22 protein-coding genes, 1 tRNA gene, 1 pseudogene and 1 riboswitch are annotated in these 24,897 nt (G+C 62.5%); of the genes and pseudogenes, 11 read left to right on the plus strand and 13 right to left on the minus strand.

The annotated features are described in order from the left end of the window. The first annotated feature begins 73 nt into the window (after positions 1-73). Positions 74-1,945 carry a glycosyltransferase gene (locus tag AB8A23_RS03030; protein ID WP_439056924.1) on the plus strand — a complete coding sequence of 624 codons (1,872 nt, stop codon included), beginning with the start codon at positions 74-76 and terminating at the stop codon, positions 1,943-1,945. Here the strand turns inward: AB8A23_RS03030 and AB8A23_RS03035 are convergent. The 3 genes from AB8A23_RS03035 to AB8A23_RS03045 form a co-directional block, all read right to left on the minus strand. Further along, on the minus strand, positions 1,936-2,529 hold the full coding sequence (locus AB8A23_RS03035; RefSeq protein ID WP_439056923.1) for an SCO family protein: 594 nt from the start codon (positions 2,527-2,529) through the stop codon (positions 1,936-1,938). The genes AB8A23_RS03030 and AB8A23_RS03035 overlap by 10 nt on opposite strands. 33 nt (positions 2,530-2,562) lie before the next feature. Further along, complete coding sequence (locus AB8A23_RS03040; RefSeq protein WP_439056922.1) at positions 2,563-2,724, minus strand: hypothetical protein; 162 nt, start codon at positions 2,722-2,724, stop codon at positions 2,563-2,565. A 242-nt stretch (positions 2,725-2,966) separates the two neighbouring features. Continuing rightward, positions 2,967-3,425: a hypothetical protein gene (locus AB8A23_RS03045; RefSeq protein ID WP_089266785.1), complete on the minus strand. Its 459-nt coding sequence runs from the start codon at positions 3,423-3,425 to the stop codon at positions 2,967-2,969. A 256-nt stretch (positions 3,426-3,681) separates the two neighbouring features. Between AB8A23_RS03045 and AB8A23_RS03050 the strand changes: the two genes are divergently transcribed. Then, entirely contained in the window at positions 3,682-5,340 is a 1,659-nt protein-coding gene (locus tag AB8A23_RS03050; RefSeq protein ID WP_439056921.1) for an FAD-binding dehydrogenase, read from the plus strand. Between the two features lie 12 nt (positions 5,341-5,352). On the opposite strand, the gene corA is transcribed toward AB8A23_RS03050, so the two are convergent. Further along, positions 5,353-6,360, minus strand: coding sequence for a magnesium/cobalt transporter CorA (gene corA, locus AB8A23_RS03055; protein ID WP_089266783.1), 1,008 nt, complete (start codon positions 6,358-6,360; stop codon positions 5,353-5,355). Between the two features lie 110 nt (positions 6,361-6,470). After that, positions 6,471-6,544: transfer RNA gene (locus AB8A23_RS03060), tRNA-Gly, on the minus strand. 166 nt (positions 6,545-6,710) lie between these two features. On the opposite strand from AB8A23_RS03060, the gene AB8A23_RS03065 reads away from it, so the two are divergent. The 4 genes from AB8A23_RS03065 to AB8A23_RS03080 are packed head-to-tail and all read left to right on the plus strand — an operon-like array spanning position 6,711 to position 9,102. Then, positions 6,711-7,289, plus strand: coding sequence for a methylated-DNA--[protein]-cysteine S-methyltransferase (locus tag AB8A23_RS03065; RefSeq protein ID WP_439056920.1), 579 nt, complete (start codon positions 6,711-6,713; stop codon positions 7,287-7,289). A 9-nt stretch (positions 7,290-7,298) separates the two neighbouring features. After that, positions 7,299-8,141 (plus strand): helix-turn-helix domain-containing protein, encoded by an 843-nt coding sequence (locus AB8A23_RS03070; RefSeq protein WP_439056919.1) that lies wholly within the window; start codon positions 7,299-7,301, stop codon positions 8,139-8,141. 35 nt (positions 8,142-8,176) lie between these two features. Beyond that, positions 8,177-8,578: an SRPBCC family protein gene (locus tag AB8A23_RS03075; RefSeq protein ID WP_439056918.1), complete on the plus strand. Its 402-nt coding sequence runs from the start codon at positions 8,177-8,179 to the stop codon at positions 8,576-8,578. After that, the gene (locus AB8A23_RS03080; protein WP_439056917.1) at positions 8,575-9,102 is read left to right on the plus strand and encodes a hypothetical protein; all 528 of its coding nucleotides are present in this window, start codon (positions 8,575-8,577) and stop codon (positions 9,100-9,102) included. The genes AB8A23_RS03075 and AB8A23_RS03080 overlap by 4 nt, the downstream gene beginning before the upstream one ends. Before the next feature lie 7 nt (positions 9,103-9,109). Here the strand turns inward: AB8A23_RS03080 and AB8A23_RS03085 are convergent, their stop codons facing one another. Together AB8A23_RS03085 and AB8A23_RS03090 are read right to left on the minus strand one after the other, a co-directional pair. Beyond that, a complete protein-coding gene (locus AB8A23_RS03085) occupies positions 9,110-10,555 on the minus strand; it encodes an MATE family efflux transporter (protein ID WP_439056916.1) in 1,446 nt (481 codons plus the stop codon). A gap of 129 nt (positions 10,556-10,684) precedes the next feature. Beyond that, positions 10,685-11,737 (minus strand): hypothetical protein, encoded by a 1,053-nt coding sequence (locus AB8A23_RS03090; protein WP_439056915.1) that lies wholly within the window; start codon positions 11,735-11,737, stop codon positions 10,685-10,687. A gap of 127 nt (positions 11,738-11,864) precedes the next feature. On the opposite strand from AB8A23_RS03090, the gene AB8A23_RS03095 reads away from it, so the two are divergent. Further along, positions 11,865-13,205: a PQQ-dependent sugar dehydrogenase gene (locus AB8A23_RS03095; protein ID WP_439056914.1), complete on the plus strand. Its 1,341-nt coding sequence runs from the start codon at positions 11,865-11,867 to the stop codon at positions 13,203-13,205. A 168-nt stretch (positions 13,206-13,373) separates the two neighbouring features. Here the strand turns inward: AB8A23_RS03095 and garD are convergent, their stop codons facing one another. Beyond that, complete coding sequence (gene garD, locus AB8A23_RS03100; protein WP_439056913.1) at positions 13,374-14,918, minus strand: galactarate dehydratase; 1,545 nt, start codon at positions 14,916-14,918, stop codon at positions 13,374-13,376. Between the two features lie 162 nt (positions 14,919-15,080). Between garD and AB8A23_RS03105 the strand changes: the two genes are divergently transcribed. After that, the gene (locus tag AB8A23_RS03105; RefSeq protein ID WP_439060417.1) at positions 15,081-15,935 is read left to right on the plus strand and encodes an SDR family oxidoreductase; all 855 of its coding nucleotides are present in this window, start codon (positions 15,081-15,083) and stop codon (positions 15,933-15,935) included. Between the two features lie 19 nt (positions 15,936-15,954). Here AB8A23_RS03105 and AB8A23_RS03110 read toward each other — a convergent pair. Then, positions 15,955-16,946: pseudogene (locus AB8A23_RS03110) on the minus strand (aldo/keto reductase). 139 nt (positions 16,947-17,085) lie between these two features. Between AB8A23_RS03110 and AB8A23_RS03115 the strand changes: the two are divergent. Together AB8A23_RS03115 and AB8A23_RS03120 are read left to right on the plus strand one after the other, a co-directional pair. Then, positions 17,086-17,979, plus strand: a complete 894-nt coding sequence (locus tag AB8A23_RS03115; protein WP_089266774.1) for a LysR family transcriptional regulator — start codon at positions 17,086-17,088, stop codon at positions 17,977-17,979. Positions 17,980-18,208: 229 nt separating this feature from the next. After that, positions 18,209-18,871 (plus strand): outer membrane protein, encoded by a 663-nt coding sequence (locus AB8A23_RS03120; protein WP_093758063.1) that lies wholly within the window; start codon positions 18,209-18,211, stop codon positions 18,869-18,871. A 93-nt stretch (positions 18,872-18,964) separates the two neighbouring features. Here the strand turns inward: AB8A23_RS03120 and AB8A23_RS03125 are convergent, their stop codons facing one another. Continuing rightward, positions 18,965-20,071: a 2'-deoxycytidine 5'-triphosphate deaminase gene (locus AB8A23_RS03125; RefSeq protein WP_068737579.1), complete on the minus strand. Its 1,107-nt coding sequence runs from the start codon at positions 20,069-20,071 to the stop codon at positions 18,965-18,967. Positions 20,072-20,178: 107 nt separating this feature from the next. Then, positions 20,179-20,258: riboswitch (SAM riboswitch) on the plus strand. Positions 20,259-20,341: 83 nt separating this feature from the next. On the opposite strand from AB8A23_RS03125, the gene AB8A23_RS03130 reads away from it, so the two are divergent. Next, positions 20,342-21,523: an O-succinylhomoserine sulfhydrylase gene (locus AB8A23_RS03130; RefSeq protein WP_089266772.1), complete on the plus strand. Its 1,182-nt coding sequence runs from the start codon at positions 20,342-20,344 to the stop codon at positions 21,521-21,523. A 155-nt stretch (positions 21,524-21,678) separates the two neighbouring features. Here AB8A23_RS03130 and AB8A23_RS03135 read toward each other — a convergent pair whose 3' ends face one another. Genes AB8A23_RS03135 through AB8A23_RS03145 form a run of 3 tightly spaced genes read right to left on the minus strand, consistent with a single transcriptional unit; the run spans position 21,679 to position 24,661 of the window. Beyond that, positions 21,679-22,650, minus strand: a complete 972-nt coding sequence (locus AB8A23_RS03135; protein WP_439056912.1) for an SGNH/GDSL hydrolase family protein — start codon at positions 22,648-22,650, stop codon at positions 21,679-21,681. Beyond that, positions 22,650-23,408, minus strand: a complete 759-nt coding sequence (locus tag AB8A23_RS03140; RefSeq protein WP_439056911.1) for an SGNH/GDSL hydrolase family protein — start codon at positions 23,406-23,408, stop codon at positions 22,650-22,652. The genes AB8A23_RS03135 and AB8A23_RS03140 overlap by 1 nt, the downstream gene beginning before the upstream one ends. Next, entirely contained in the window at positions 23,405-24,661 is a 1,257-nt protein-coding gene (locus tag AB8A23_RS03145; RefSeq protein WP_439056910.1) for an OpgC domain-containing protein, read from the minus strand. The genes AB8A23_RS03140 and AB8A23_RS03145 overlap by 4 nt, the downstream gene beginning before the upstream one ends. Positions 24,662-24,897 lie beyond the last annotated feature (236 nt).

Consider the following 24,897-nt stretch of genomic DNA (forward strand, 5'->3'; position numbering starts at 1 on the left):
CCGGGGTCATCGGCCGCGCGTTTCGCGCCAGCCGGCCGCCGCGCTACGCTCTCCTCCTCTGCCGATCGGCAGGATGACCTCCTTCCCCATGCCGGAGCGAGACGGGTCGGACCGGCGCGCGGAACCAGCCAGCGAGCTCGACTGCCTGCGCGGCATACTCCCGGTCCCGCTTCTGCACGCCGCGGAGCGCCGGAGCCGCGAGCTCAATCTGGGCGCCGATCAGGTCCTGATCCAATGGGGCGTCATCAGCGAGGAAAAGTATGTCGCGCATCTGGCCCGCCACCTCAGCATCGACTTCGACGATCTCTCGACAGTCGGGCGCGCTCACTGCCCCCTGGCGGATGCCGATCTTCCGGGGATCGCAGAGTTCGGCATCCTGCCCCTCCAGGAGGATGACACACTCAACTGGATCGTCACGCCGCGCGCCTTTACGGCACGGCGGCTGATGCGTTTCTCCACCACATATCCATCGCTGATCGCGCGCATTCGGCTGACCACGCGGCGTCACCTGCATCAATATCTGACCGAGCAGACCGGCGACGCGCTTTCGGATATCGCCGCCGAAGGCCTGCTGCAGATGCAACCTGCCATGTCGGCCAAGTCGGCCATCGGTTGGCGCAAAGGATTGCAGCCGGCGCTTCTGCTGCTGGTATGCGCGCTTCTGCATCCGACACTGACGATGGATCTGATCGGCGGCCTGGCGGCAATCTGGTTTCTCGCCTTTTCGCTTCTCAGGCTGACTTGCGTGCTGGTTCCGCCGCAGCCGGAGCAACAGTTTCCGCCTTTGCGCGACGACCAACTACCAATCTACTCAGTGGTCGTCGCGCTGTATCGCGAGGAAGCATCCGTTCCGGGTCTTCTGCGATCCCTGCAAAGGCTCGACTATCCCTCCGAGAAACTCGACATCATTCTGGTGCTTGAGCCCGACGATCTGCGGACCCGCGCGGCGGTCGCCAGAGCCCGGCCGGGGCCGCAGGTTCAAGTCCTGATCGCACAGGCGACGGGTCCGAAAACCAAGCCGAAGGCGCTGAATGTTGCACTTCCCTTCGTGCGCGGCAGCTTTCTGACCGTGTTCGATGCCGAAGACGATCCCGACCCCGGCCAATTGCGCGCCGCGCTCGGCATGTTTCGCCAGCACAACGACGACGTCGCCTGCGTTCAGGCCGGGCTGCATTTCGACAATCTGACGCACAGCCTGCTGTCGCGCATGGCGGCAGTCGAATATGCCGGGCTGTTCGCGGTTTTCCTGCCCGGGCTGGTCGCATTGGGCATGCCACTGCCGCTTGGCGGCACCTCCAATCATTTCCGCACGGACACCTTGCGCCGCATCGGCGGCTGGGACGCCTATAACGTCACGGAAGATGCCGACCTCGGGATCCGCCTGGCGCGGCTGGGCTATCGCTCGGTGACCATTCCATCCGTCACGCTTGAGGAAGCACCGATCGCGTTCGGCGCGTGGCTGCGCCAACGCTCACGCTGGATGAAGGGCTGGATGCAGACCTGGGCCGTGCATATGCGCGATCCCCGAAAACTGTGGAACGAAGCCGGTGCGCGGGGATTCCTCGCACTCAACATCGTCTTCGGCGGCAATATCCTGACGTCGCTGGCTTTTACGGTGCTGGTCATCAAACTTATCGCCTGCCTGCTGCTTGCCGATAGCACCCTGCTGCTTGGCGACCGGCTGTCGTCACTGCACGCGCTGGCCATCGCCTGCGGCTTCATCGCGACCTGCATCCTGGGCCTCACCGGCCTGATGCGCCGCGGCCGTCTTCGCGACGGCTGGATCCTGGCCCTGACGCCGATTTATTGGGGATGTCTCTCGATCGCGACCTGGCGCGCGCTGTGGCAATTCTGGACCCGGCGCCATCACTGGGAAAAGACCGAGCACGGTCTCGTGCATCGGACCGGGACGATGGCAGCGAACCGCAGGCGACCTCAGAGATAGCGCTTGAGATCCGTGGCCGCTTCTTCCGGCTTGCGCTTGAGGTTGAACGGCGCGACGAAATTGCCGTCGCGGTCCATCAGATAGATCAGCGCGGTGTGATCCATCGTATAGTCACCGTCCTTGGTCGGCACCTTCTTGGCATAGACGCGGTAGCCGGAAATCACCTTCGCCACCGCATCAGGCGTACCGGTCAAACCCTTCAGATGCGGATCGAAGCTCGACAGATATTCCTTCATGATCGGTGCCGTATCGCGTTCGGGATCGACCGAGACGAAATAGGTATTGATACGATCGGCGTCCTTGCCCATCGCGCGCAGCACTTCCGACATTTCGAACAGCGAGGTCGGGCAGATGTCCGGGCAATGGGTGAAGCCGAAGAAGACCAGCGTCGGCTTGCCCTTCAGGCTCTGCTCGGTGACGGTCTGGCCGGACTGATCAGTGAGCTGGAACGAACCGCCAATCGAGGCAGGTGCAGCGACATTGCGGAAACCGCCCGTCAGCCACAGCACGACCAGCAATCCCGCCGCGAGGCTGCCGGCGAAGGCAGCAATAATGACCAGCGGCCGGGTGGTTCGATCAGTCATGGAATGTCCCCTGAAATGCCCTTTGGCAGCCGATCACATGCAGGCGGCGATGCCAGTCTTGACCATCTCGAAAAATACGGCAGTACCGTAATGTGCCCACAGCCCGATGGCGCCCACCACAAGGAGCGCCACGAATGCCGCGGCCGATGCAACAATGACCGACGCAAGCCGTGACGGCCGCTCGGACGCGGACATCGTGCTCTCGGGCGTCGATAAAGGCTGCACCATCAGACGATCTCAGAACGGCCAAGGCCCGAGATCATTCAGGAGCCTGCCATCCAGGTTCCAGATAGGCTGAGATGACGGCGCGGGCAAGCGTTCCCGGCGCCGCAGGGCATCACGTCATGCTGATGGAATAAAAACCAGATCGGCCTTTAGCTTTTTGTTCTGACGCGTTTTCTTGACGCGAACCGGCATCCACTTCGCTCGAAAACGCTCTAGCGCGCGCTGGAGGCGTGGGCATCCATGTAACAGGGCTTGTACATGCCCATCAGCTGGCGGCCGCGCAGGAAGATCATCTGCGTCTTCAGTCCGCCGCGTTTGGAGATCCAGCGCCGGATCTGCGTCGGATACATCGAATACAACATCTGGGTGGCTTCCGGGTTGGTCACCGCGCGACCATTGGCGCCCATGTCCCAGGCCGCATGAAAGCCGAGATTGGCATTGGAGGTGACGCAGATCCGGTCACGCGGAACCGCGCCGAGCACGATCGTACAGGCCGAGGCGCACAGGCCATCGATGATCACGGTTTCGCCGGAAGTGCGCAATCCCTGATATCTGTCGACATAGGTTCCGATCCGTCCGCCACGATCATCCGCGATGCGAACCACCGCGTGACTTGCCCCGACGCCCGCGAACAGCAAGACCGCCGCCAGCAAACCCGTAACGAACTTCATGTCCAGCCCCAAAACCTGTCGATCCCGAATCTGAGCGCCCTGATGATGCAGGGCATGATCAGCGTGTTGCCAGATCGTGGCTTTGTCCAGACGAGCATGACGCTTCCAATGCGATTCAAATCGAGTGTTGCGCGCGGGATGCACCTCGTTCCGTCGCGGTATCAATCTGAAACAGCGCCGCCCTTCGCGCGCAATTTCCGTTGACCAAAGTTCCCGCGCCGACTTCAATCTCCATTAACAAAATGGGGGAAACAGTATGGCCGTTGATGCGGATGTCATCGTCGTCGGCGGCGGACTCGCGGGCCTTGTCGCGGCTACGGAAATTGCCGATGCCGGCAAGCGCGTTGTCGTGGTCGATCAGGAAGGCGAGCAGAATCTCGGCGGCCAGGCGTTCTGGTCGTTCGGCGGTTTGTTCTTCGTCGACTCTCCGGAACAGCGGCGCCTTGGCATCAAAGACTCTTATGACCTGGCGATGCAGGACTGGCAGGGTACGGCCGGTTTCGATCGTGATGAGGACCTCTGGCCACGGCGCTGGGCCGAAGCCTATGTCGCTTTCGCCGCCGGCGAGAAACGCGACTGGCTGCGCGCCATGGGCCACCGCGTGTTTCCCGTGGTCGGCTGGGCCGAGCGCGGCGGCTATGACGCGATGGGCCACGGCAATTCGGTTCCGCGCTTTCATGTCACCTGGGGCACTGGCCCCGGCATCGTCGAGCCGTTCGAGCGGCGAGCGCGCGAGGCACAGAAGAAGGGCCTGCTGAGCTTCAGGTTCCGCCATCGCGTCGATGCGCTCAGCGTCACCAACGGAACTGTCGATGGCGTGAGCGGCGCAATCCTCGAACCGTCTAACACAGAGCGCGGCGAAAGCAGTTCGCGCAATGTGATCGGCGACTTCTCGCTGCGTGCGCAAGCCGTGATCGTCGCCTCCGGCGGCATCGGCGGCAATCATGATCTGGTGCGGCAAAACTGGCCGAAGCGCCTCGGCGAACCGCCGACGCGCATGATCTCCGGTGTGCCCGCCCATGTCGACGGTCGCATGATGGGCATCACGGAAGCCGCCGGTGCGCGGCTGATCAATCGCGACCGCATGTGGCACTATGTCGAGGGCATCGAGAACTGGAATCCGATCTGGCCGAAACACGGCATCCGCATTCTGCCGGGCCCCTCGTCGATGTGGTTCGACGCCACCGGCAAGCGGCTGCCGGCGCCGCTGTTTCCGGGCTCCGATACGCTCGGCCAACTGCAATATATCCAGTCCACCGGCTATGATTATTCATGGTTCGTGCTGACGCAGGCGATCATCAAGAAAGAGTTTGCGCTCTCGGGCTCCGAGCAGAATCCCGATCTCACCGGCAAGAGCTGGCTGATGACCGCGCGCCGCGCCACCAACAAGGGCGCGCCGGCGCCGGTCGAAGCCTTCAAGGATCACGGCATCGACTTCGTCGTGCGCGATAATCTCGACGACCTCGTCAGCGCCATGAATGCGCTGACCGGCGACAATCTGCTGAAGCTCGACGAGATCCGCACGCAGATCGAGGCGCGTGACCGCACCATGGCCAATCCCTACGTCAAGGATGCGCAGGTGATGAACATCCACAATGCGCGCAAATATATCGGCGACCGCCTGATCCGGACTGCGAAGCCGCATCGCATTCTCGATGCCGCGCAGGGCCCGCTGATCGCCGTGCGGCTGAACATCCTGACGCGCAAGACGCTAGGCGGTTTCGAGACCGATCTGGACTCGCGCGTATTCGGCAGCAACGGCCAGATCATGCCAGGGCTCTACGCGGTCGGCGAAGCTGCCGGCTTCGGCGGCGGCGGCATGCACGGCTATCGCTCGCTGGAAGGCACGTTTCTCGGCGGCTGTCTGTTCACGGGTCGCACCGCCGGGCGCGCAGCGGCGAAGGCGGTGGGGTGATCGGTCTCCCGCTCACAGCCATCCGTTGCGCTTGAAGCGGGTATACAGGTAACCGCAGATCGCGGCGATGCCGCCCAGCACCACGTAATAACCGTAAGCCCATTTCAGCTCCGGCATGTGTTCGAAATTCATGCCGTAGATTCCGGCAATCGCCGTCGGCACCGCCAGGATCGCCGCCCAGGCCGCAAGCCGGCGGGTAATCTCGGTCTGCTGCGACTGCCCTGACATCAAGCTGGCTTCAAAGGCAAAGGCCAGCACTTCGCGCAGCGAGTCGATATCTTCTTCGGCGCGTTTGACGTGATCCAGCACATCGCGAAACAGAGGTTTCATGTCATCGTCAATGAACAGAATATCGATATGTTCGAGGCGGTGACAGACATCGACCAGCGGTCCGACCGCGCGACGAAGGCGCAACAGCTCGCGGCGCAGCTTGTAGAGCCGCTCGAATTCGGCCCGCGTCAGCATGCGGTGCAGGACGCCATCCTCGAGCTCGTCGATCTCGGACAAGATGGATTCGATGACAGGACGATAATTGTCGACGATGAAATCGAGAATTGCGTAGAGGATGTAGTCTTCGCCGTGCGTCAGGTTGGTCGGGCAAGCCTCGCACCGCTCGCGGACAGACGCATAGGACGTCGAGGCGCCATGGCGCACGGACACGACATAGCCTTTACCCAAGAAGATATGCGTCTCGCCGAAAGCAACCGTCTGATCGACCAGTTGCGCCGTACGCGCGACGATGAAGAGCGCCTCGCCATACTGCTCCACCTTGGGATGCTGATGCGACTTCAGCGCGTCCTCGATGGCGAGCGGATGCAGATCGAATTGCGCGCGCAGTTTCTCGAGCAGTTCAAGGGACGGTTCAAACAGCCCGATCCAGACGACATGGCCCGGCTTCTGCGCCCAGACGCCAGCCTCCTCGACGGGGATATCCGCAACACGGCGGCCATTGGCATAGACGCTGGAGGCGACAACACCGGGCACATTGCCGGCGGTTGCAGCTGAGAGGGGAAACGTCATGCAAGAACCTTGTGTTGTGCGAACAGCAACGGGCGCCTTTGAAGAACGGCGGGAATGCCAAACCGTTCAATCGCCATTCGGCACCGATCATCTGGAATGAATGAGGGGGCTGGAGCGGACGGAGGGAATCGAACCCTCGTATGCAGCTTGGGAAGCTGCCGTTCTACCATTGAACTACGCCCGCATCGTCGCGCCATCTGATCTAACCGAGACCGGCCGATCCGCCAAGCGGATTGATGGCAGCCGGCTACAGTTTCATCGCGCTGCACACCCGGCCGCGCCCTTCGAAAGGTCACCGCTCCAAAGATTCCAGATGACGGCTTCAATTCGCCTGCTAACATCCCTTCGGGATGGCTGGGCACGGATACACAACCTTCGACACGTCGGTGGGCCGATGCGGTATCGCATGGGGCGACGCCGGCATTGTTGGCGTGCAGTTGCCGGAAGCGCGCGAGATCGAGACCCGGCGCCGCCTGCTGCAGCAATTTCCCGATGCGCGCGAATTCCGGCCGCCGGCCGATGTCGACTACGCCATCGAGGGCATCGTTACGCTGCTGCGCGGCCAAGCCATCGACCTCGGCGATATCCCCGTCGACATGCATGGCCTGCCGCTGTTCAATTGCCGCGTCTATGAGGCCATTCGGATGATCCCGCGCGGCGAGACCCGCACCCATGCGGAGATCGCGGCCAAGCTCGGCGCCAGCGGCGCGGTCTATTCAGTCGGCCAGGCCATCGCGCGCAATCCGTTTGCGATCCTCGTACCATGCCACCGTGCACTGGCCGTTGCGGGCCAGACCAGCGGCTTTGCCGGCAATGGCGGCATCATCACCAAGTCGCGACTGCTCTCGATCGAGGGCGCGCTGGCGGGCCGGACGACCACCCTGTTCGATGCCCTGCTGTCGGTTGCCCCACCGCGCCCGCAGGGCTAAATTCAGCCTATGCAGGCAACAACACTGTTCCAGAGCAACGCGATCACCGTCACGGACTATCGCTGTACGGCGGGTCCGGACGACGAGCCGTTTTCCGAACAGCACGCCGGCCATTCGCTCTCCTATGTTCGCAAGGGCAGTTTCGGCTGTCGCTGCCGCGGGCAATCGCACGAACTTATCGCCGGCGCGCTGCTGATCGGGCACCCCGGCGACGAATATACCTGCCATCACGAGCATCATGGCTCTGGCGACGAGTGCCTTTCATTCTCCTTCGCGCCTGAGCTGATCGACACCGTCGGCGACGCCAGGGACATCTGGCAGCAGGGCGCCATCGCGCCACGCGCCGAATTGATGGTGCTGGGCGAGCTCGCGCAGGCCAGCGCAGGGGTGCACAGCGATCTCGGGCTCGACGAGATCGGTTATGCGTTTGCCGCGCGTTTTGTCGACGTCGTGTCGGGCGAGCCGCGCCGGCGTGTGAACGGCAATGCACGGGATCGCCGGCGCGCGGTCGAGGCCGCGCTGTGGATCGACGCCCATGCCAGCGAGGAGATAGATCTCGATGCGGCCGCTCGTCAGGCCGGATTGAGTCCGTTTCATTTCCTGCGTCTGTTCAGAAATGTGCTCGGCGTGACACCGCACCAGTATCTGGTGCGCGCGCGGCTGCGGCGGGCCGCAAACCTGTTGGTCGAGAAAGACCGCGCCATCACCGACATCGCCTTCGATGTCGGCTTCGGCGATCTCTCGAATTTCGTGCGCAGCTTCCATCGCGCTGCCGGCGTCTCGCCCCGCGCATTTCGACAGGCTTCCCGCGGCGACCGCAAGATTTTCCAAGAACGGCTGGCCGTGCACTGAGTAGCCTGCCGTCCTGATCAACCGGGAGGCACAGCATGGCATCGATTCACAAAGAGATTTTCCTCGGCGCACCGGCCGGCGACGTCTGGTCCGCACTGGCCGACTTCGGCGCGCTGCACACAAGGCTGGTGCCGGGCTTCGTCACCGACACAAAGCTGGACGGCGACGCGCGTATCGTGACGTTCGCCAATGGGTCCGTCGCACGCGAAATACTGGTCGATTGCGACCACAACCGACGGCGCCTCGTCTATGCCATCGTCAGCGAACGGATCAGCCAGCACAGTGCGTCAGCGCAGGTGTTTGCCGATGGCGATGCGCGCTGCCGGTTCGTCTGGATCGCCGACGTGCTGCCGAACGAGATCGCGCCCTATATGAGCAGCCAGATGGATCTGGGCCTCGCAGCGATGCAGAAGCAATTCGGGAAAGTGGCGGCATGACAGCCTCTTTCCTCGATGCGCTCAAAGCCGATGGCCCTGCCCCGGATCGCATCGGCCAGATGGATCTCTATGGCTGGCTGGTCGGCGCCTGGGATCTCGATGTGGTCAGGTATATGCCGGACGGCGGAGAGCGCCGGCGCAAGGGCGAATGGCATTTCGGCTGGGTGTTGGAAGGCCGCGCCATCCAGGACGTCTGGATCGTGCCGCCGCGCGGCCAGTTGCGCGATGGCGACGCCGCAGCGAATGCCTACTCGTATGGAAGCACGCTGCGGATCTACGATCCGCGCATCGATGCGTGGCAGATCCAGTGGACCGATCCGGTGATGCAGAATTTTCTCACCATGACCGGCCGCAAACAGGGCAACGACATCGTCCAGCTCGGCCGCGACAATGACGGACGCCCGATCCGCTGGAGCTTCTCGCAGATTACGCCGCGCTCGTTTCTATGGCGCGGCGAGACCTCGCATGACGACGGCGCGACGTGGCGGCGCGATGTGGAATTTACTGCGACGCGCGTCGGCTAGAAACTGCTCAGACGAGTTCCGGCCGGATATCGGGCACGGGGCCAGCCTTCGGTCCCCACGACGTCAGCAGTACGCTGAGCGCCGACAGCACGCCGAGCAGCACCATGGACGCCGCCGCGAGCCAGAAAAAGCTTGTGGCCGAGGCATCGATCGACAGCAGCCACCAGCCTCCAACGCTGACGAAGACCAGCCGCGCGGTTTGCGCTAGCACCGGGCCGAGTACCTTGGCGGCGCCCTGCGAGGCAAAATAGGCCACCGTGGACAGCCCCAGAAAGGCATACAATGGCGCACAGGTGGCCAGATAGGTCCGGCTTGCCGCGCGCACACCGGCATCATTGGTGAACATATTGACCCAGGCATCGGGGAAGATCGCGATCAGCGTGCCGAGCAGGCCGACGACGCCGAAGGCGATCACGCTGCCAGTCCAGGTCACGCGGCGCGCACGCGCGATGCGGCCAGCGCCGATTGCCATGCCGACGATCGGCACCGAGGCGATACCCACCGCGAAAGCCAGCGTGCTCAGCATGAATTCGAGCCGCGCACCGATGCCGTAGCCGGCCAGCACCGCGGTGCCGTATTGCGCCAGCATATGGGTGAAAATCAGGAGAGTCAGAACGCCCTGTAGCGGATTGAAACAGGCGATGGCACCCACTTTCAGAATATCGAAGAACATTCCGCGCTGAATGCGGAAGCCCTTGATCTGAGGCCGGACTCGCGCACGACCGGAAAAGACATACCAGCCCATGACGCCTGTGCCGATCGTGAATGCAATCAGCGTGCCCGCCGCGACGCCGGGCATGCCGAATTGCGGGATCGGACCGAAGCCGAGGCCCAGCACGCCACCGAGAACCACTTGCAAGGCGGCCCCCGCCATCTGCATGGCGGAGGGCATCTTCATGTTGCCGGTGCCGCGCAGGATCGCCGCGAAGGTATTCAGCAGCCACGGGATCACGCCACCAGCGAAGAAGACGGTGATGTAGCCCTGCGCCTGGCTCAGCACATTGCCGCGGCCACCAAGCAGTTGCAGCAGCATGGAGCCGAAGGTCAGCATGCCGACCGTGAAGGTGAGGCCGAAGCAGATGGCGATCAGCAGCGCATGGCCCGCCAGCGTATCGGCGCGCGCGCGGTCGCCGGCGCCGAGCGCGCGCGCGATGGCCGAGGACACGCCACCGCCCATGGCGCCGCCGGACATGGTCATGGTCAGCATCACGAAGGGAAACACCAGCGCCATCGCCGCCAAGGCTTCGGTGCCGAGCCGGCCGACATAGGTGGTCTCGAAAATAACGACGACGGCGCCTGCCGTCAGCGCAACGACATTGGGCCAGGCCAGCCGCAGGATGGTCGGCAGAATGGGATGATCCAGCAGGGCGTTTTTGGCCGGCGCCTTCAGGCTCGGAAGCGGGTGCTTGTCGGCATCGACCAATCGGGGTTCGGCGACGACAGCGTCGGACATGCATTCTCCCTGAGCTTCCGGTCTTGCCTGCCGGACACCCCGTTCCTAGCACCGATCACGGACAATGCCATGCGCGACACACGCATGGGGGATGCTCGATTTGCACTGCAGTATCAAGGGGTCGAGGCGCTAGCCGATCGACCAGATGAACGGCAGCGCACCACCTCGTGCCGGCGTCATCGCGATGGGTATATTGCGACCGCATCCGGCGGCGAGGCCCTCGACCAACCCCTGCAAGGCCTTCGCGCAGGCGGCATTGTTGTCGGCGACGCCATCCATCAGTTTCCAGCTCTGCTGCCGGATCTCGAACTGGCCCTCAGACTTGCTGATCTCCACGACGTCGTCCTGCGCTGCGAACAGAACGCCGAGGAATTCCGCAAAGGCCCTGGCGTCGCCGCGCTGCAAGCCGAAGCCTGCGGAGACCTCGTCGAAATACTGCATGCCGATCAGCTTGCCGGTCAGATGCAGCAGATAGCCCGCATCGACCGGGCCGAACAGTTGAACCGCCACCGGAGTTGCGGTCCGTACATATTCCATGGCGTAGTTGCGATAGGCCTTTTCCAACCGGGCTTTCGGCCAGCTATCGACGGGCAGCGCCGGCGCCTTGGCGGAATCGAACAGCGGCGCTTCCAGATGACGCGCGAACACCAGACGCTGATCGATATCCAAATCATGGTCGTATTCGCAGTAATAGCCTTCGAGACCATCCTGGCCATCGACGCTTTGCTTGGTGCAGACGAAGCCCATGCGGGGATTGCCGAGCGACACGCCGTTATTGGCGTGCCAGCCGCGCAGCATCGCGCGGGACACTTCGCCGGGCACGCCGCAGATCGCGGTGCCGCGCCAGATCCAGCGCGGCGGCGGATAGCGGATCCAGGCCTTGCGGTCGCTCTCATACATGTACTCGACCGATACGCCGCCGATCCAGTTCGAGAGATAGTGATACTGGGCCGCCGCGACCGCGGGTGGCAGGCCGGACAGACCGAGCTTCACGAGTCCCGGCAGAAAGCGCTCCTGCTGCTGCCGGCGGAAGATCCGAAACATGAACTCGGCGGCGTCTGCCGTGCCGCGGCGCGTGACCGTGGTCAGAATCAGGCCGGTGAAATAGGCGTGATAAAGATCGGCGACGCTACGCCAGCGCGTCCAGGTGGCTTCGTCGCTCGTATTTGTCGGTCCGGTCATCGTTTCTTCCCTGTTTGTTGGGAGGACCATAGCCGTGCATCACTCTAGCTTCACATGAAATTCATGCAGGGAGGCCGAACGTTCCTGCATCGCGCGCATTGAATTCCGTCAGCCACAAGGACATTCCATGCGCCAGAAATTCCTGCTTTCCGCCTGTCTCGTCGCCCTGACGCTGCCGCTGGCCGGATGCAACGAGAAATCCACCATCGCATCCGGCGAGGATTTCGGACCGTCGCCGAAGCTTGTCGAGCCCAACAAGTCGCTGATCCCGACCGTCAATGTCTCGAAGGCGGTCGGCTGGCCAGAGGGTGCCAAGCCGAAGGCTGCGGACGGCATGACGGTCAACGCTTTTGCGCGGGGCCTCGATCATCCCCGTACGGTCTATGTGTTGCCCAACGGCGACGTGCTGGTGGCAGAAAGCAATGCGCCGCCGAAGCCGGAAGACGGCAAGGGCATCAAGGGCTGGGTCATGAAACTGGTCATGGGCCACGCTGGCGCGGGCACGCCGACGGCAAATCGCATTTCGCTGCTGCGCGACGCGGACGGCGACGGCGTCGCCGAAACCAGGACAGCGTTTCTCGAAGGGCTCAACTCCCCCTTCGGCATGGTGCTGGTGGGCGATGAATTCTTTGTCGCCAATGCCGATGCTGTGGTGAAGTTTCCCTACAGGACCAATGATACCAGGATCACGACGCCAGCCGTGAAGGTGGCTGACCTGCCCGGCGGCCCGATCAATCACCACTGGACCAAGGATCTCACAGCGAGCCCCGACGGCACGAAACTCTATGCAACCGTCGGCTCCAACAGCAATGTCGGTGAGAACGGCATGGAGGCCGAGAAAGACCGCGCCGCGGTGATCGAGATCGACCGCGCGACCGGCGCCTCACGCGTCTTCGCATCCGGCCTGCGCAACCCCAACGGCCCGTCGTGGCAGCCGCAAAGCGGCGCGCTCTGGGTCACCGTCAACGAGCGCGACGAGATCGGCAGCGACCTCGTGCCAGATTACATGACCTCGGTGAAGGATGGCGGCTTCTATGGCTGGCCCTACAGCTATTACGGCCAGCATGTCGATGTCCGCGTGCAGCCGCCGCGCCCTGACATGGTGGCCAAAGCCATCGCGCCGGATTACGCGCTCGGTGCGCATACCGCATCACTCGGGCTGACCTTCAACACCGGCGATCTCTTCCCCGCCAACATGAAGAACGGCGCTTTCATCGGCCAGCACGGGTCTTGGAACAGGCGACCGCAAAGCGGCTACAAGGTGATCTTCGTGCCCTTCACCGACGGCAAGCCGTCGGGCAAGCCGCAGGACGTGCTCACCGGCTTCCTCAATGACAGCGGTGAAGCGCAGGGACGCCCGGTGGGCGTGCGCATCGACAGCAAGGGCGCATTGCTGGTGGCCGACGATGTCGGCAATACGATCTGGCGCGTGACGCCATCGGGCGCGAAGGCGGCAGCGTTGAAGTGATACCAGAGACCTGACGAAGCTCCGTCATGGCCGGGCAGCGCGAAGCGAGGGCTTCACTGGATGTCCCGGCCATCCACGTCTTCCTGAGTTCATGGCCGAGACGTGGATGCCCGGCACGAGGCCGGGCATGACGAGTTTTATTACTTCGCCTATCCCACTTGAAATTCTTCACGTCACCGGCGCGGGGTTGAACAGTACCAGATCGTTGTGCAGCCCCCATTTGTCCGCCCAAACCTGCTTGCGGCCGCTGGCGACGTCGAGGATCAGCTGAAACAGCTCCCAGCCGGCTTCCTCGATGGTCATTTCGCCTGACGCAATGCGGCCGGCGTCGAAATCGATGAGGTCCGACCAGCGTTTCGCCAGTTCAGTCCGCGTCGAGACCTTGATGACCGGCGCCTGCGCCAGCCCATAGGGCGTGCCACGTCCCGTGGTGAAGATCTGCATCTGCATGCCAGCGGCGAGTTGCAGCGTGCCGCAGACGAAATCGCTCGCCGGCGTTGCTGCAAACAGCAGTCCCTTCGTCGTGGCGCGTTCGCCGGGGCCAATCACGCCGCTGATCGCGCTCGAGCCGGACTTGACGATGGAGCCCAGTGACTTTTCGACGATATTGGCGAGGCCGCCCTTCTTGTTGCCGGGCGTCGTATTAGCGCTGCGATCGGCGCCACCCCGCGCCAGATAGGAGTCGTACCAATCCATCTCGCGGATCAGCGCGCGGCCGACATCCTCGTTGACCGCACGGCGCGTCAACAATTCGATGGCGTCACGCACCTCGGTGACTTCGGAGAACATCACCGTTGCGCCGGCGCGCACCAGCAGATCGCTCGCGAAGCCGAGCGCCGGATTGGCGGTCACACCGGAAAACGCGTCACTGCCGCCGCATTGCAGACCGATCACGAGGTCGGAAGCCGGACAGGTCTCGCGCTTGCGCTGGTTCAGAATTTTCAAGCGCGCTTCAGCCATGGTGATGATCGTATCCACCATGTCGCCAAAGCTCTGATTGCTCTCATCCTGAAGGCGCATCATGCTGCCGGGATCCTCCTTCGGCAGCAAACGCTCCGGTGCGAGCTTCTCGCAGCCGAGGCCGACCACCATCACCTCGCCGCCAAAATTGGGATTGCGCGCGATGTTCTGCAGCGTGCGGATCGGGATATAGGCATCCGGCGCATTGATCGCGACACCACAGCCATAGCCGTGGGTGACAGCGACGACGTCATCGACATTCGGATAGCGCGGCAGCAATTCCGCCTTGATCCGCTTCAGCGCGAATTCCAGCGTGCCGGCGACGCATTGCACCGACGTGCTGATGGCGAGAATATTCTTCACGCCGACGGAGCCGTCGCGATTGCGAAACCCTTCGAATGTGTAATCGTTCAGCGGCGGCTGTGGCTCCGGAACTGCGTTGGCGATCTCAAGGCTGTCGAGATCCGGCGCATCGGGCATATGGATGCGCGCCTCTTCGACCCACTCGCCGGCAGAAATCATATCCAGCGCATAGCCGATGATCTCGCCGTAGCGGATGATGGGCGCATCCTTGGCGATATCTTCTAGCGCCACCTTGTGGCCCTGCGGCACGAAGTTACGCAGCTCCAGGCCGCCGGTCATCAGGGTGCCCGCGGGCAGGCCAAAATCATTGACGATGATGGCGACGTTGTCGCGCACATTCAGTTTGATGTAGCGCGGCGCATATGCATCTGCTGCCAGCGTGGTGGCCATCGCCTTGTCCTTCCCAAATCTGCCGGCATTCGCGCCGGTCTCGCAGCAGAGCAGTAGCACAAAAGATGACGGTGTCGCGCACTTGACCGACACGCGCTGCAGCCCGAATGATGACTTTGAAATGGGCCGGCGCGCCCGAATTCATGCAGAAATGGAATGAACGTGCGTCTTTTCGTCTTCGGGCTCGGCTACAGCGTAAACCGGTTCATCGCCCGGCATGGCGGTCAATTCACCGGGATTGCCGGCACCGTCCGCACGGCCGGCAAATCGGCGGCCTTGGCGCCAGCCCGCGATATCGAGACGCTCGTCTTCAACCCGGACGTCGCCGATCCCCGCATCGCCGATCGTCTCGCAAATGCCGATGCACTGCTCGTCTCGATCCCGCCCGGCGCGGATGGCGATCCCGTGCTGCAGACTTTTGGCTCCGAGATTGCCGCCAGCGGCATCCGGCGCATCGTTTATCTCTCCAGCGTCGGGGTTTACGGCGATCATCAGGGCGCCTGGATCGACGAAACTGCCCCGGTTCACGGCGAGGGTCGGCGTAAGGCACGTATCGATGCGGAAGCCGGCTGGCGCGCTCTGGTTGGTGATCGCACGACGATCCTGCGCATCGCCGGCATCTACGGCCCCGGCCGCAATGCTCTGGAAAATCTCAAAGCCGGCAAGGCCCATCGCATCGTCAAGCCGGGCCAAGTGTTCAACCGCATCCATGTGGACGACATCGCAACATCTGTCGCCGCAGCATTCGATCACGCGCAGACCGGCATCTTCAATCTCTGCGACGACGAGCCGGCGCCGCCGCAGGACGTCGTCACCTATGCCGCAGCACTGATGGGAATCGCGCCACCCCCCGAGCAGGACTTCGCAACCGCCGAGATGAGCGCGATGGCGCGCAGCTTCTATGCCAGCAACAACCGCATCTCGAATGCGCGGCTGAAACGCGAGCTCGGCGTGACGCTCGCATTTCCGACCTATCGCGAAGGCCTCACGGCGCTGTGGCAGCGGCGCGAGATCTAAGCAGCGAGTGACCTGCGGACTACCGGCCGGTCATCGCCTCCAGCCTGTCCGGATATCGGTTGCCCTGCACGGTGATTTTTGCAGCAGCGCTCTCGATATCCCGCAGATCGTCTGATGTCAGCTCTATAGCCGCCGCACCGAGATTTTCCTCAAGCCGATGCAGTTTCGTGGTGCCCGGGATCGGCACGATCCACGGCTTCTTGGCCAGCAGCCATGCCAGCGCGATCTGCGCGGGCGTCGCCTGCTTCCGTGCCGCGATCTCGCCAAGCAGATCGACCAGCGCCTGGTTGGCCTTGCGCGCTTCGGGGGTGAAACGCGGCAGGATGTTGCGGAAATCGCCGCTGTCGAGCGTCGTGCTCTCGTTCATGGCACCGTGAGGAAGCCCTTGCCGAGCGGGCTGTAAGGGACAAAGCCAATCCCGAGTTCTTCGAGCGTCGGCAGCACTTCCTTTTCGGGGCTGCGCGTCCATAACGAATACTCGCTCTGGATCGCAGTAATCGGCTGCACGGCATGAGCGCGGCGAATTGTCGTCACGCCCGGCTCGGAAAGGCCGAAATGCTTGACCTTGCCCTCAGTGATCAGGTCCTTCACCGCGCCGGCAACATCCTCGATCGGCACGTCGGGATCGACGCGATGCTGGTAGAACAGATCGATGGCATCGATCTTCAAGCGCGTGAGCGATGCTTCGGCGACCTCACGAATATGTGCGGGGCGGCTGTCGAGACCGACCTGCTGACCGGTAGCGGGATCGAGCCTGAAGCCGAATTTGGTGGCGATGACGACCTGATCGCGGAGCGGCGCGAGCGCCGCGCCGACGAGTTCTTCATTGGTGAACGGACCATAGACTTCGGCGGTGTCGAAGAACGTGACGCCGCGTTCGACCGCCGCGCGGATCAGTGCGGTCATTTCTGTTGTGTCGGCCGGAGGCCCGTAGCCGAAACTCATCCCCATACAGCCGAGCCCGATGGCCGAGACTTCCAGTCCATTGCGTCCGAGTATGCGTGTCTTCATGTCAAATCTCCTGTGCCATCCGGCCAATGAGCGGCTCCCGCACTGGTGGGATGTTGCCGCCGACATGCGACATCTGGAGATCGTGCGCCCATGAGACTAGATGATATAATCTGCACGCACTTATCAGCCGGATTCATGAATGGCCCGCCAGACAATCGACGACCTCCTTGCTTTCTTCGCCGTCGCGAAGGAGGCGAGCTTCACGCGTGCAGCCGCTAAGCTCGGCGTCTCGCAATCCGCGCTCAGCCACACCATTCGCGGTCTCGAGGAGCGGCTTGGACTGCGGCTCCTGACCCGAACGACCCGCAGCGTCGCGCCGACCGAAGCTGGCGAACGCCTGATCCGGACGATCGGCCCGAAGCTGGAAGAGATCGACGCCGAACTCGCGGCCGTCACGGAGCTGCGAGAGAAGCCTGCCGGCACCATCCGCATCACAACAGGTGAGCATTCCGCCGAAACGATCATCTGGCCTGCGCTTGCGAAGCTGCTGCCGCGCTATCCCGACATCAAGGCCGAACTCGTCGTCGATTACGGCCTCATCGATATCGTCGCGGAACGCTACGACGCGGGTGTTCGCCTGGGAGAACAGGTCGCGAAAGACATGATTGCCGTCCGCATCGGACCGGACTTTCGCATGGTCGTGGTCGGTGCACCGTCCTATTTCGCCAAACGACCGCTGCCGAAACGACCGCAAGACCTTACCGCGCATGACTGCATCAATATCCGCCTGCCGACCATGGGCGGCCTCTATGCGTGGGAGTTCGAGAAGCGCGGGCGCGCCTTGAAAGTGCGCGTCGATGGCCAGATCGTGTTCAACAACATGTCGCTGCGCCACAAGGCGGTGCTGAACGGACTGGGGCTGGCCTATTTGCCGGAGGATCGCGTGCGCGATCACATTGCCTCAGGCCGGCTTGTTCAAGTGCTGGACGATTGGTGCCAACCGTTCTCGGGTTATCACCTTTATTATCCGAGCCGCCGACAACCGACATCCGCATTCGCGGCGCTGGTTGAAGCGTTGCGTTACCGTGGCTGATCAACGGTTGTCGTGTTCCAGCGCCTCAATCCGAACGTGATTGAAACGAAATCGCACATTGTGAAAAGTTCCTGAATCAATTTGGGCAATGCTGTGTCCTAAGCGCGACGTGGTCGCCAAAGCTGCCTTTTTCGTTTGAGGCGCTGTTGCACGCGTGTGACAGCAATCACTGCGCAATAGTCTAGGTTGCCTTTCGTCATCCCCCGTCGGGATTGAGAAGGAACACCTGATGAAGAAGCTTCTACTGTCTACCGCTGCTCTGGCCCTCGTCGCTTTGGCCGCTCCGGCGTCCGCTGCTGACCTGGCTGCGCGCCCTTACACCAAGGCTCCGGCCTATGCTCCGGCTGCTCCGATCTACAACTGGACCGGTTTCTACATCGGCGGTCACATCGGCGGCGCGTTCCCGGGCAACGACAACAACCTGCTCGGCGGCAGCAATGACGGCACGTTCATGGGCGGTGTGCAGGGTGGTTACGACTACCAGTTCGCCCCGAACTGGGTGTTCGGTCTTGAAGCCAATTACAGCTTCCTCTCCACCAGCAGCAACTTCGACAATCGCGGCCTCGGCTCGGTCACCGGTCGTGTTGGTTACACTTGGGGTCCAGCACTGCTTTACGTGAAGGGCGGTTACGCCTGGGCTGACTCGCGCTTCACCAACGGCTTTGCCGGCGACGGCGGCCGCGATGGCTACACGGTTGGCGGCGGTCTCGAATATCTGTTCACCCAGAACTGGTCGGGCAAGGTCGAGTACCAGTATTACGACTTCGGCAACGTCAACTTCATCACGCCGACCCTCGCCGTTGGCGGTTTCAAGAACGACGAGCACACCATCAAGGCCGGCCTGAACTATCGCTTCAATCTGGGCAACTTCGGCGCAGGCTTCGTTCAGTAAGCCTGACGATCTATCGTCTACTTCGTCTCCAGAAAAAACTTAGGCCCGCAGCAATGCGGGCCTTTTTTCTTGCTTGCTCGGAGCGGTGAGCGATCAGACTTTGAAATGCTTCGACAGCTTCAGGCTCTGGCCCTGATAATTCGAGCCGATGCGCTGGCCGTAGAGGGCATCCGGACGATCCAGCATGCGCTCATAGACCAGGCGGCCAACGATCTGGCCGTGTTCGAGAATGAACGGAACTTCGCGCGAGCGCACTTCCAGCACGGCGCGCGAGCCCTTGCCGCCGGCGCCGTCATGACCGAAGCCGGGATCGAAGAAGCCGGCATAGTGGACGCGGAATTCGCCGACCAGCGGATCGAACGGCACCATTTCGGCGGCATAGTCCGGCGGAACCTGCACCGCCTCTTTGGAGGCGAGAATGTAGAACTCGCCGGGATCGAGGATCAGCGTGCCGTCCTTGCGCGCCGAGATCGGCTCCCAGAATTCATTGACGCTGTAGCCACCACGACGATCGATATCGACCACGCCGGTATGACGCTTGGCACGGTAGCCGACGAAGCCGGAGGCGTTTTCGCCGGAGAGATCGACGGACAGCGCGAGGCCATTGTTGAGATCGGCCGTATCGCTGTCGACCAGCGGCTCCTGCGCATGCAGCTCTTCCAGCGCCTCGGTGTCGAGCACCGCATCGCCGACGCGGAAACGGACCTGCGACAGGCGCGAGCCTTCGCGCAGCAATACCGGGAATGTCTTCGGGCTGATCTCGGCATAAAGCGGCCCGTGATAGCCCGCACCGATCACATCGAACCGTCTGGTGCCATCAGCAATCACCCGCGTGAACACGTCGAGGCGCCCCGTGGAGCTCTTCGGATTGGCAGCCGCGAAGATGTTCGGCGGCAGCGCCAGGCTCTCGATCAACGGCACGATGTAGACGCAGTTGGTTTCGAGCACCGCGCCATCGGACAGATCGATCTCGTGCAGCTTCAGCTCGTCGATGCGCTCGGCGACCGTCGAATTCGGCCCCGGCAGGAAGCTGGCGCGCACACGATAGGCGATGGAGCCGAGCCGCAGATCGAGGCTGGCGGGCTGAATCTGGCTCTCGACGAAGGGATATTCCGGCAGGATCAGGCCTGCATCGGCCATCGCCGCAATCATGCGGTCGGGCAGAATTCCATCGGCATCGGGGGCAAGCGTAAACGGCACAGGTCTCGTCCTTCGGTCGTCCTTCAGCGAGAATACACTGAAAAATAGCGACTTTACCGGTTATCTCAGCCCCGCCTTGACGAAAAGGGCAAGCGGGAATATGCACATCGTTATCCCGTGGTGATTTGAGCCGGCCGGCTTGCAGCCACGTAAAATAAGTCGCTAAACAGGCCGGGGACACATGTCCTTCCAGCATGCGATCCCGGCCTGAGGACGTCCGTCCAGGCCGGTTTTTTTGTGCCCGTGTTACGCGGGTACGTTGGAGGTCACATGTCTACGAAGTCCTATCGCCCCGAAACCCGGCTCGTTCATTCCGGCGCGCTGCGCTCGCAATTCAACGAGACGTCCGAAGCCCTCTTCCTGACGCAGGGCTTCATCTACGAGACCGCTGAAGCCTGCGAGGCGCGGTTCAAGGGCGAAGATCCCGGTTTCATCTATTCGCGCTTTTCGAATCCGAATACGTCGATGTTCGAGAGCCGCATGATCGACCTCGAAGGTGCGGAGGCTGCACGCTCGACGGCCACCGGCATGGCCGCCGTGACCACCGCCATTCTCGCGCCGCTGCGCATGGGCGATCACGTCGTCGCCGCCAAGGCGCTGTTCGGCTCCTGTCGCTACGTCATCGAAGAGCTGCTGCCGCGCTACGGCATCGAATTCACGCTTGTCGATGGACTCGACCTCGACCAGTGGCAGAAGGCGATGCGCCCGAACACCAAGTCGCTGTTCCTGGAAAGTCCGACCAATCCGACGCTCGACGTGCTCGACATATCAGCCATCGCTGACATCGCCCATGCCGGCGGTGCGCGGCTGATCGTCGACAACGTGTTCGCGACGCCGCTCTGGCAGAGCCCGCTGGCGCTCGGTGCAGATGTCGTCGTGTATTCGGCGACCAAGCATATCGACGGACAGGGCCGCTGCCTCGGCGGCATCATCCTGTCGTCGAAGGACTTCATCGACGAGCATATTCACAACTATCTGCGCCAGACCGGCCCCTCGATCTCGCCGTTCAATGCGTGGACGCTGGTGAAGGGACTGGAGACGCTGGCGATCCGCGTTGAGCGGCAGACGCAGACCGCGGCAGCCATCGCAGACGTGCTGGCGCAGCATCCGAAGATCTCGCGGCTGATCTATCCGGGCCGCGAGGATCATCCGCAGGCAGCAACGGTGAAGAAGCAGATGCGTGCGGGTTCAACGCTGATCGGCTTCGAGGTAAAGGGCGGCAAGGCAGCGGCGTTCCGCGTCCTCAACGAGCTGAAAGTGGCCCGCATCTCCAACAATCTCGGCGACGCCAAGAGCCTGGTCACGCATCCGGCGACAACGACGCATCAGCGCCTGCCGCTGGAAGCGCGGCTCGAACTCGGGATCACAGAGGGCTTCATCCGCTTCTCGGCCGGCCTCGAGCATCGTGACGATCTGATCGAAGATCTTCAGGCGGCACTGGCGAAGGCGTAGCCAATCTCTCCATCGTCATTGCGAGGAGCACTTGCGACGAAGCAATCCAGACTTTCTTTCAAGCAAGACTGGATTGCTTCGCTCAGCGAAAATCGCCGAAGGCGAATTTCGCGGGCTCGCAATGACGGCTGAGAGGCATTCGCCCCTCTTCGAACTTACAGCGGCTTCTGCGCCTGCTGCATCTGCGGCTCGTTGATGCCGAGCTTCACCTGGCCGACCGACTTGATGATGTTGTCGCCAAGCAACTGCGCGAAGCAGGCATAGCCCCAGTCATTCATGTGTAGGCCGTCGGCAATGACGAAGCTGTCGAACGACATCTGCTGACCTTCGTGCCATTCCTTCATCACTTCGAAGCGCGGGAAGATGCCGACCTTGCGCAGTTCGGCCACCTTATGCAGCAGCGAGACCATCTTGCTGGTGCCCTCTGGCCGCGTATTCACCAGCGGCGAATATTGCGGATCGACCAGCACCAGATCGGCACCCGCCGCCTGAATGCGGGCGACGCCGTCTTCCACCATCTTGCTGGTTTCGCCGGGATCGAGATTGCGCAGCACCGCATTGGTGCCGACCTGCCAGATCACGAGGTCAGGCTTCGAATTGATCACTTCGCTCTGCAGCCGCGCCATCATTTCCGGCGCATCTTCGCCGCCCTTGCCGCGGTTGAGCACGGTGATGTTGGCCGACGGGTAAGCACGATGCAGCTGCGCTGCAAGGCGGTTCGGATAGGTGAATTCCGGCGCCGTCGAACCGTAGCCTTCGGTGGAGGACGAGCCGAACGCAACGATGACCACAGGCTTGCCGGCCACGAGCTTGCTGGCCACATGCGGCAGCGCGCCCATCGCCTTCATGCCGCCTTTCGGTGTACGGCAGGGGACGCGGCTCAAGATATCGGTCGCGGTCTTTGCGACTTCCTTGACCTTGTCGATGGCCTTCGCAGCGACGCCCCTCTTCGCGGCGTCCGCGGGGTCATTCGCCGCAACGCCCTGGTCGGCGCCCTTGCTGTCAGCCGGGGCGGCCTGCGCCGCTTCCGCGTGAGCGACGGACGATGAGATCGGGAGCGCGAAGGTCGTGGAAGCGGCAAAGGCAGCGACGACAGCAAGACGAGACAAATGGCCGACGAAACTCATTAACGCTGAATCCTCAAATCCGCTGCTTTGATCTTGGCCGCATCGACGACGAAGGTCGAAAGCGCCCGGCCAAGACAATCATGCACCCGCTTCGCCAGCTCCATGCCGGGCGACGCACTGAACAGGTCAAAATCACCGCTCTCATTCCAGTGCCGCATGATGGCGAAACGGTCGAACAGCGGGACGTCGTGCTGCTGCGCCACCACACGCATATTATCTAGGTAGGCGGAGCCGGAAATCATCGTCTCCGTGCGCGGACTGTACTGCAGATTCATTAAAATGACGTCAGTTCCGGCCTTTTGCATGGCGGCAACGCCGTCATCCAGGGCGTTCCGGAAGTCGTCGGCGTCGGCCTGCTTCATGGCATCCACGGTTCCGGTCTGCCAGATCACCAGGTTCGGCTTCTTGTCCGTCACCAGCTGTTCCAGGGTCGGGGCCATTTCCTCGGCGGTCTTCTTGACCTGCAGCTCCAGCGCCACGTTCACCTCGACGCCCGGCAGCTTCTCCTTCAGATAGGCCTGCAGGCGGTTCGGATAGGCCGCGGAATGGTCGGAGACCCCGATCACCGAGGATCGGCTGCCAATGACCAGAATATCGAGCTTTCCGCCCGGTTTGGCCGCAGCCTCGACCTTGGGCAGGGTGCTTTCGGAGGTCAGGAGGTAGGCGGGAACCTCACAGGTATGCGCGGGCGGTTCGGCCCGGACAGGAGCCGCCACCAGCAGGCCAGCCAGCATCGTGAGCCGCAGAACGGCCTTCATGCTTCCCCTCCTGCGAGATCCGCGTCGGATCGTTTGGCGCGGGATCCGCCTTTGACAGTGACGCCCTTGTACCACGAAAACACCCAGGCGGCGGTTGACATAACAACTATGCCGAGGAAGCTGATCAGGGCATGCATGCCAGCCCCGCCGGCGACCTCAGCCAGCACGAAATGGCCAGCAAAGGCCAGGAACACCCCGATACAGAAGATTTCGAGGGAGTGCTGGCCGCACAGCACCATTGGCCGCAGCCAGACCGATTTCAGCCCCGGCCAGTCCTTGGGCAGGAAACGGACCGTCAGCGCCGCCAGCGCCAGGAAGTGGGCGAAGCGCAGCACATCGAGATCGGTCTTGTTGATGGGATACATCCACTGCTCGATGACCTTCGGCAGCAGATGGTGGATCTGCGGAATGTACCAGGTCAGCGTCACCCAGAACGCCGCCAGCAGATAGGCCACACAGAGCCACAGCGTGATGTTGGATGACAGTATCCGCGACATCCTGACGGCGCCGCCCAGCGCGCACCAGGCACCGAACACGAACAGCAATTGCCAGGCGAACGGATTGAAGGCCCAGACGCCGTTCGGGTAGGCCGTCAGATGCAGGTCGAATTCCCAGGTCAGCGCATAAAGACCGACCGACAGCGCCAGCGTGAGATCGGCGCGGCGCCGCATCAGCCAGAGGATCGGCGGCAGGAACAGCATGAGGACGATATAGAGCGGCAACACGTCCATGTTGACCGGGCGAAATTTCAGTAACAGCGCCTGAACGATGGTCACGTCGGGCTGTTTGAGAAAATCGAGAATCCCCATTTCCTCGGAATAAAGCGGGTTCTCGAACCGCGTCGCAACATAGGAGATTTCCGCGAGGAAGATCGTGAACAGGAAGACGTGGGCGACATAGATCTGCCAGACGCGCTTGAAGATGCGCGCGCTGGCCACCAGCGTGCCCTGCTCCTGCATCGCGCGGCCATAGACGAAAGCGGCGGTATAGCCGGAGATGAAGATGAAGATCTCGGTGGCGTCGCTGAAACCGTAATTACGGATCGTCAGCCAGGTCAGGATATTCGGCGGCAGGTGATCGATGAAGATCAGCCACAGCGCCAGCCCGCGAAACAGATCGAGGCGCAATTCGCGTTCGGTGCCTGCGACGGGAAACGACACGGCATCGGCACGCGTCGAGGCGCGCGACGCGGACACGTGGGAGGACGCATCTGCGTGGGGCAGGCCGGCAATCGGGTCGGCAACAGAGGTCATTCAGCACCGCTCAACGGAAATCGTCGCATGATGAAAATCGACCGCCCCACACCACGCAGGCCATCTGCATGGGGCGATCCGTCACGTCATAGCCAAATCAGGGATCGATTATGGGGTAACTATGTTGAAACCGCGATGGGTTGCCGCCGTTCCGCGCAGCACTCCACGCCGATTTTCCCTGGATTTGGCCGGTAACGTGTTTTTCGCTATGCTTGCGACGCATTTTGAACGATGAC

Source organism: Tardiphaga sp. 619_E2_N8_4 (genome assembly GCF_051810905.1).
Classification (GTDB): Bacteria; Pseudomonadota; Alphaproteobacteria; order Rhizobiales; family Xanthobacteraceae; genus Tardiphaga; species Tardiphaga robiniae.

What these genes read in the sequence shown, in the direction of transcription:
- AB8A23_RS03030 (WP_439056924.1), top strand. Translation starts at nt 74, where the DNA reads ATGACCTCCTTCCCCATGCCGGAGCGAGACGGGTCGGACCGGCGCGCG.
- AB8A23_RS03035 (WP_439056923.1), bottom strand. Translation starts at nt 2,529, where the DNA reads ATGACTGATCGAACCACCCGGCCGCTGGTCATTATTGCTGCCTTCGCC.
- AB8A23_RS03040 (WP_439056922.1), bottom strand. Translation starts at nt 2,724, where the DNA reads ATGTCCGCGTCCGAGCGGCCGTCACGGCTTGCGTCGGTCATTGTTGCA.
- AB8A23_RS03045 (WP_089266785.1), bottom strand. Translation starts at nt 3,425, where the DNA reads ATGAAGTTCGTTACGGGTTTGCTGGCGGCGGTCTTGCTGTTCGCGGGC.
- AB8A23_RS03050 (WP_439056921.1), top strand. Translation starts at nt 3,682, where the DNA reads ATGGCCGTTGATGCGGATGTCATCGTCGTCGGCGGCGGACTCGCGGGC.
- corA (WP_089266783.1), bottom strand. Translation starts at nt 6,360, where the DNA reads ATGACGTTTCCCCTCTCAGCTGCAACCGCCGGCAATGTGCCCGGTGTT.
- AB8A23_RS03065 (WP_439056920.1), top strand. Translation starts at nt 6,711, where the DNA reads ATGGCTGGGCACGGATACACAACCTTCGACACGTCGGTGGGCCGATGC.
- AB8A23_RS03070 (WP_439056919.1), top strand. Translation starts at nt 7,299, where the DNA reads ATGCAGGCAACAACACTGTTCCAGAGCAACGCGATCACCGTCACGGAC.
- AB8A23_RS03075 (WP_439056918.1), top strand. Translation starts at nt 8,177, where the DNA reads ATGGCATCGATTCACAAAGAGATTTTCCTCGGCGCACCGGCCGGCGAC.
- AB8A23_RS03080 (WP_439056917.1), top strand. Translation starts at nt 8,575, where the DNA reads ATGACAGCCTCTTTCCTCGATGCGCTCAAAGCCGATGGCCCTGCCCCG.
- AB8A23_RS03085 (WP_439056916.1), bottom strand. Translation starts at nt 10,555, where the DNA reads ATGTCCGACGCTGTCGTCGCCGAACCCCGATTGGTCGATGCCGACAAG.
- AB8A23_RS03090 (WP_439056915.1), bottom strand. Translation starts at nt 11,737, where the DNA reads ATGACCGGACCGACAAATACGAGCGACGAAGCCACCTGGACGCGCTGG.
- AB8A23_RS03095 (WP_439056914.1), top strand. Translation starts at nt 11,865, where the DNA reads ATGCGCCAGAAATTCCTGCTTTCCGCCTGTCTCGTCGCCCTGACGCTG.
- garD (WP_439056913.1), bottom strand. Translation starts at nt 14,918, where the DNA reads ATGGCCACCACGCTGGCAGCAGATGCATATGCGCCGCGCTACATCAAA.
- AB8A23_RS03115 (WP_089266774.1), top strand. Translation starts at nt 17,086, where the DNA reads ATGGCCCGCCAGACAATCGACGACCTCCTTGCTTTCTTCGCCGTCGCG.
- AB8A23_RS03120 (WP_093758063.1), top strand. Translation starts at nt 18,209, where the DNA reads ATGAAGAAGCTTCTACTGTCTACCGCTGCTCTGGCCCTCGTCGCTTTG.
- AB8A23_RS03130 (WP_089266772.1), top strand. Translation starts at nt 20,342, where the DNA reads ATGTCTACGAAGTCCTATCGCCCCGAAACCCGGCTCGTTCATTCCGGC.
- AB8A23_RS03135 (WP_439056912.1), bottom strand. Translation starts at nt 22,650, where the DNA reads ATGAGTTTCGTCGGCCATTTGTCTCGTCTTGCTGTCGTCGCTGCCTTT.
- AB8A23_RS03140 (WP_439056911.1), bottom strand. Translation starts at nt 23,408, where the DNA reads ATGAAGGCCGTTCTGCGGCTCACGATGCTGGCTGGCCTGCTGGTGGCG.
- AB8A23_RS03145 (WP_439056910.1), bottom strand. Translation starts at nt 24,661, where the DNA reads ATGACCTCTGTTGCCGACCCGATTGCCGGCCTGCCCCACGCAGATGCG.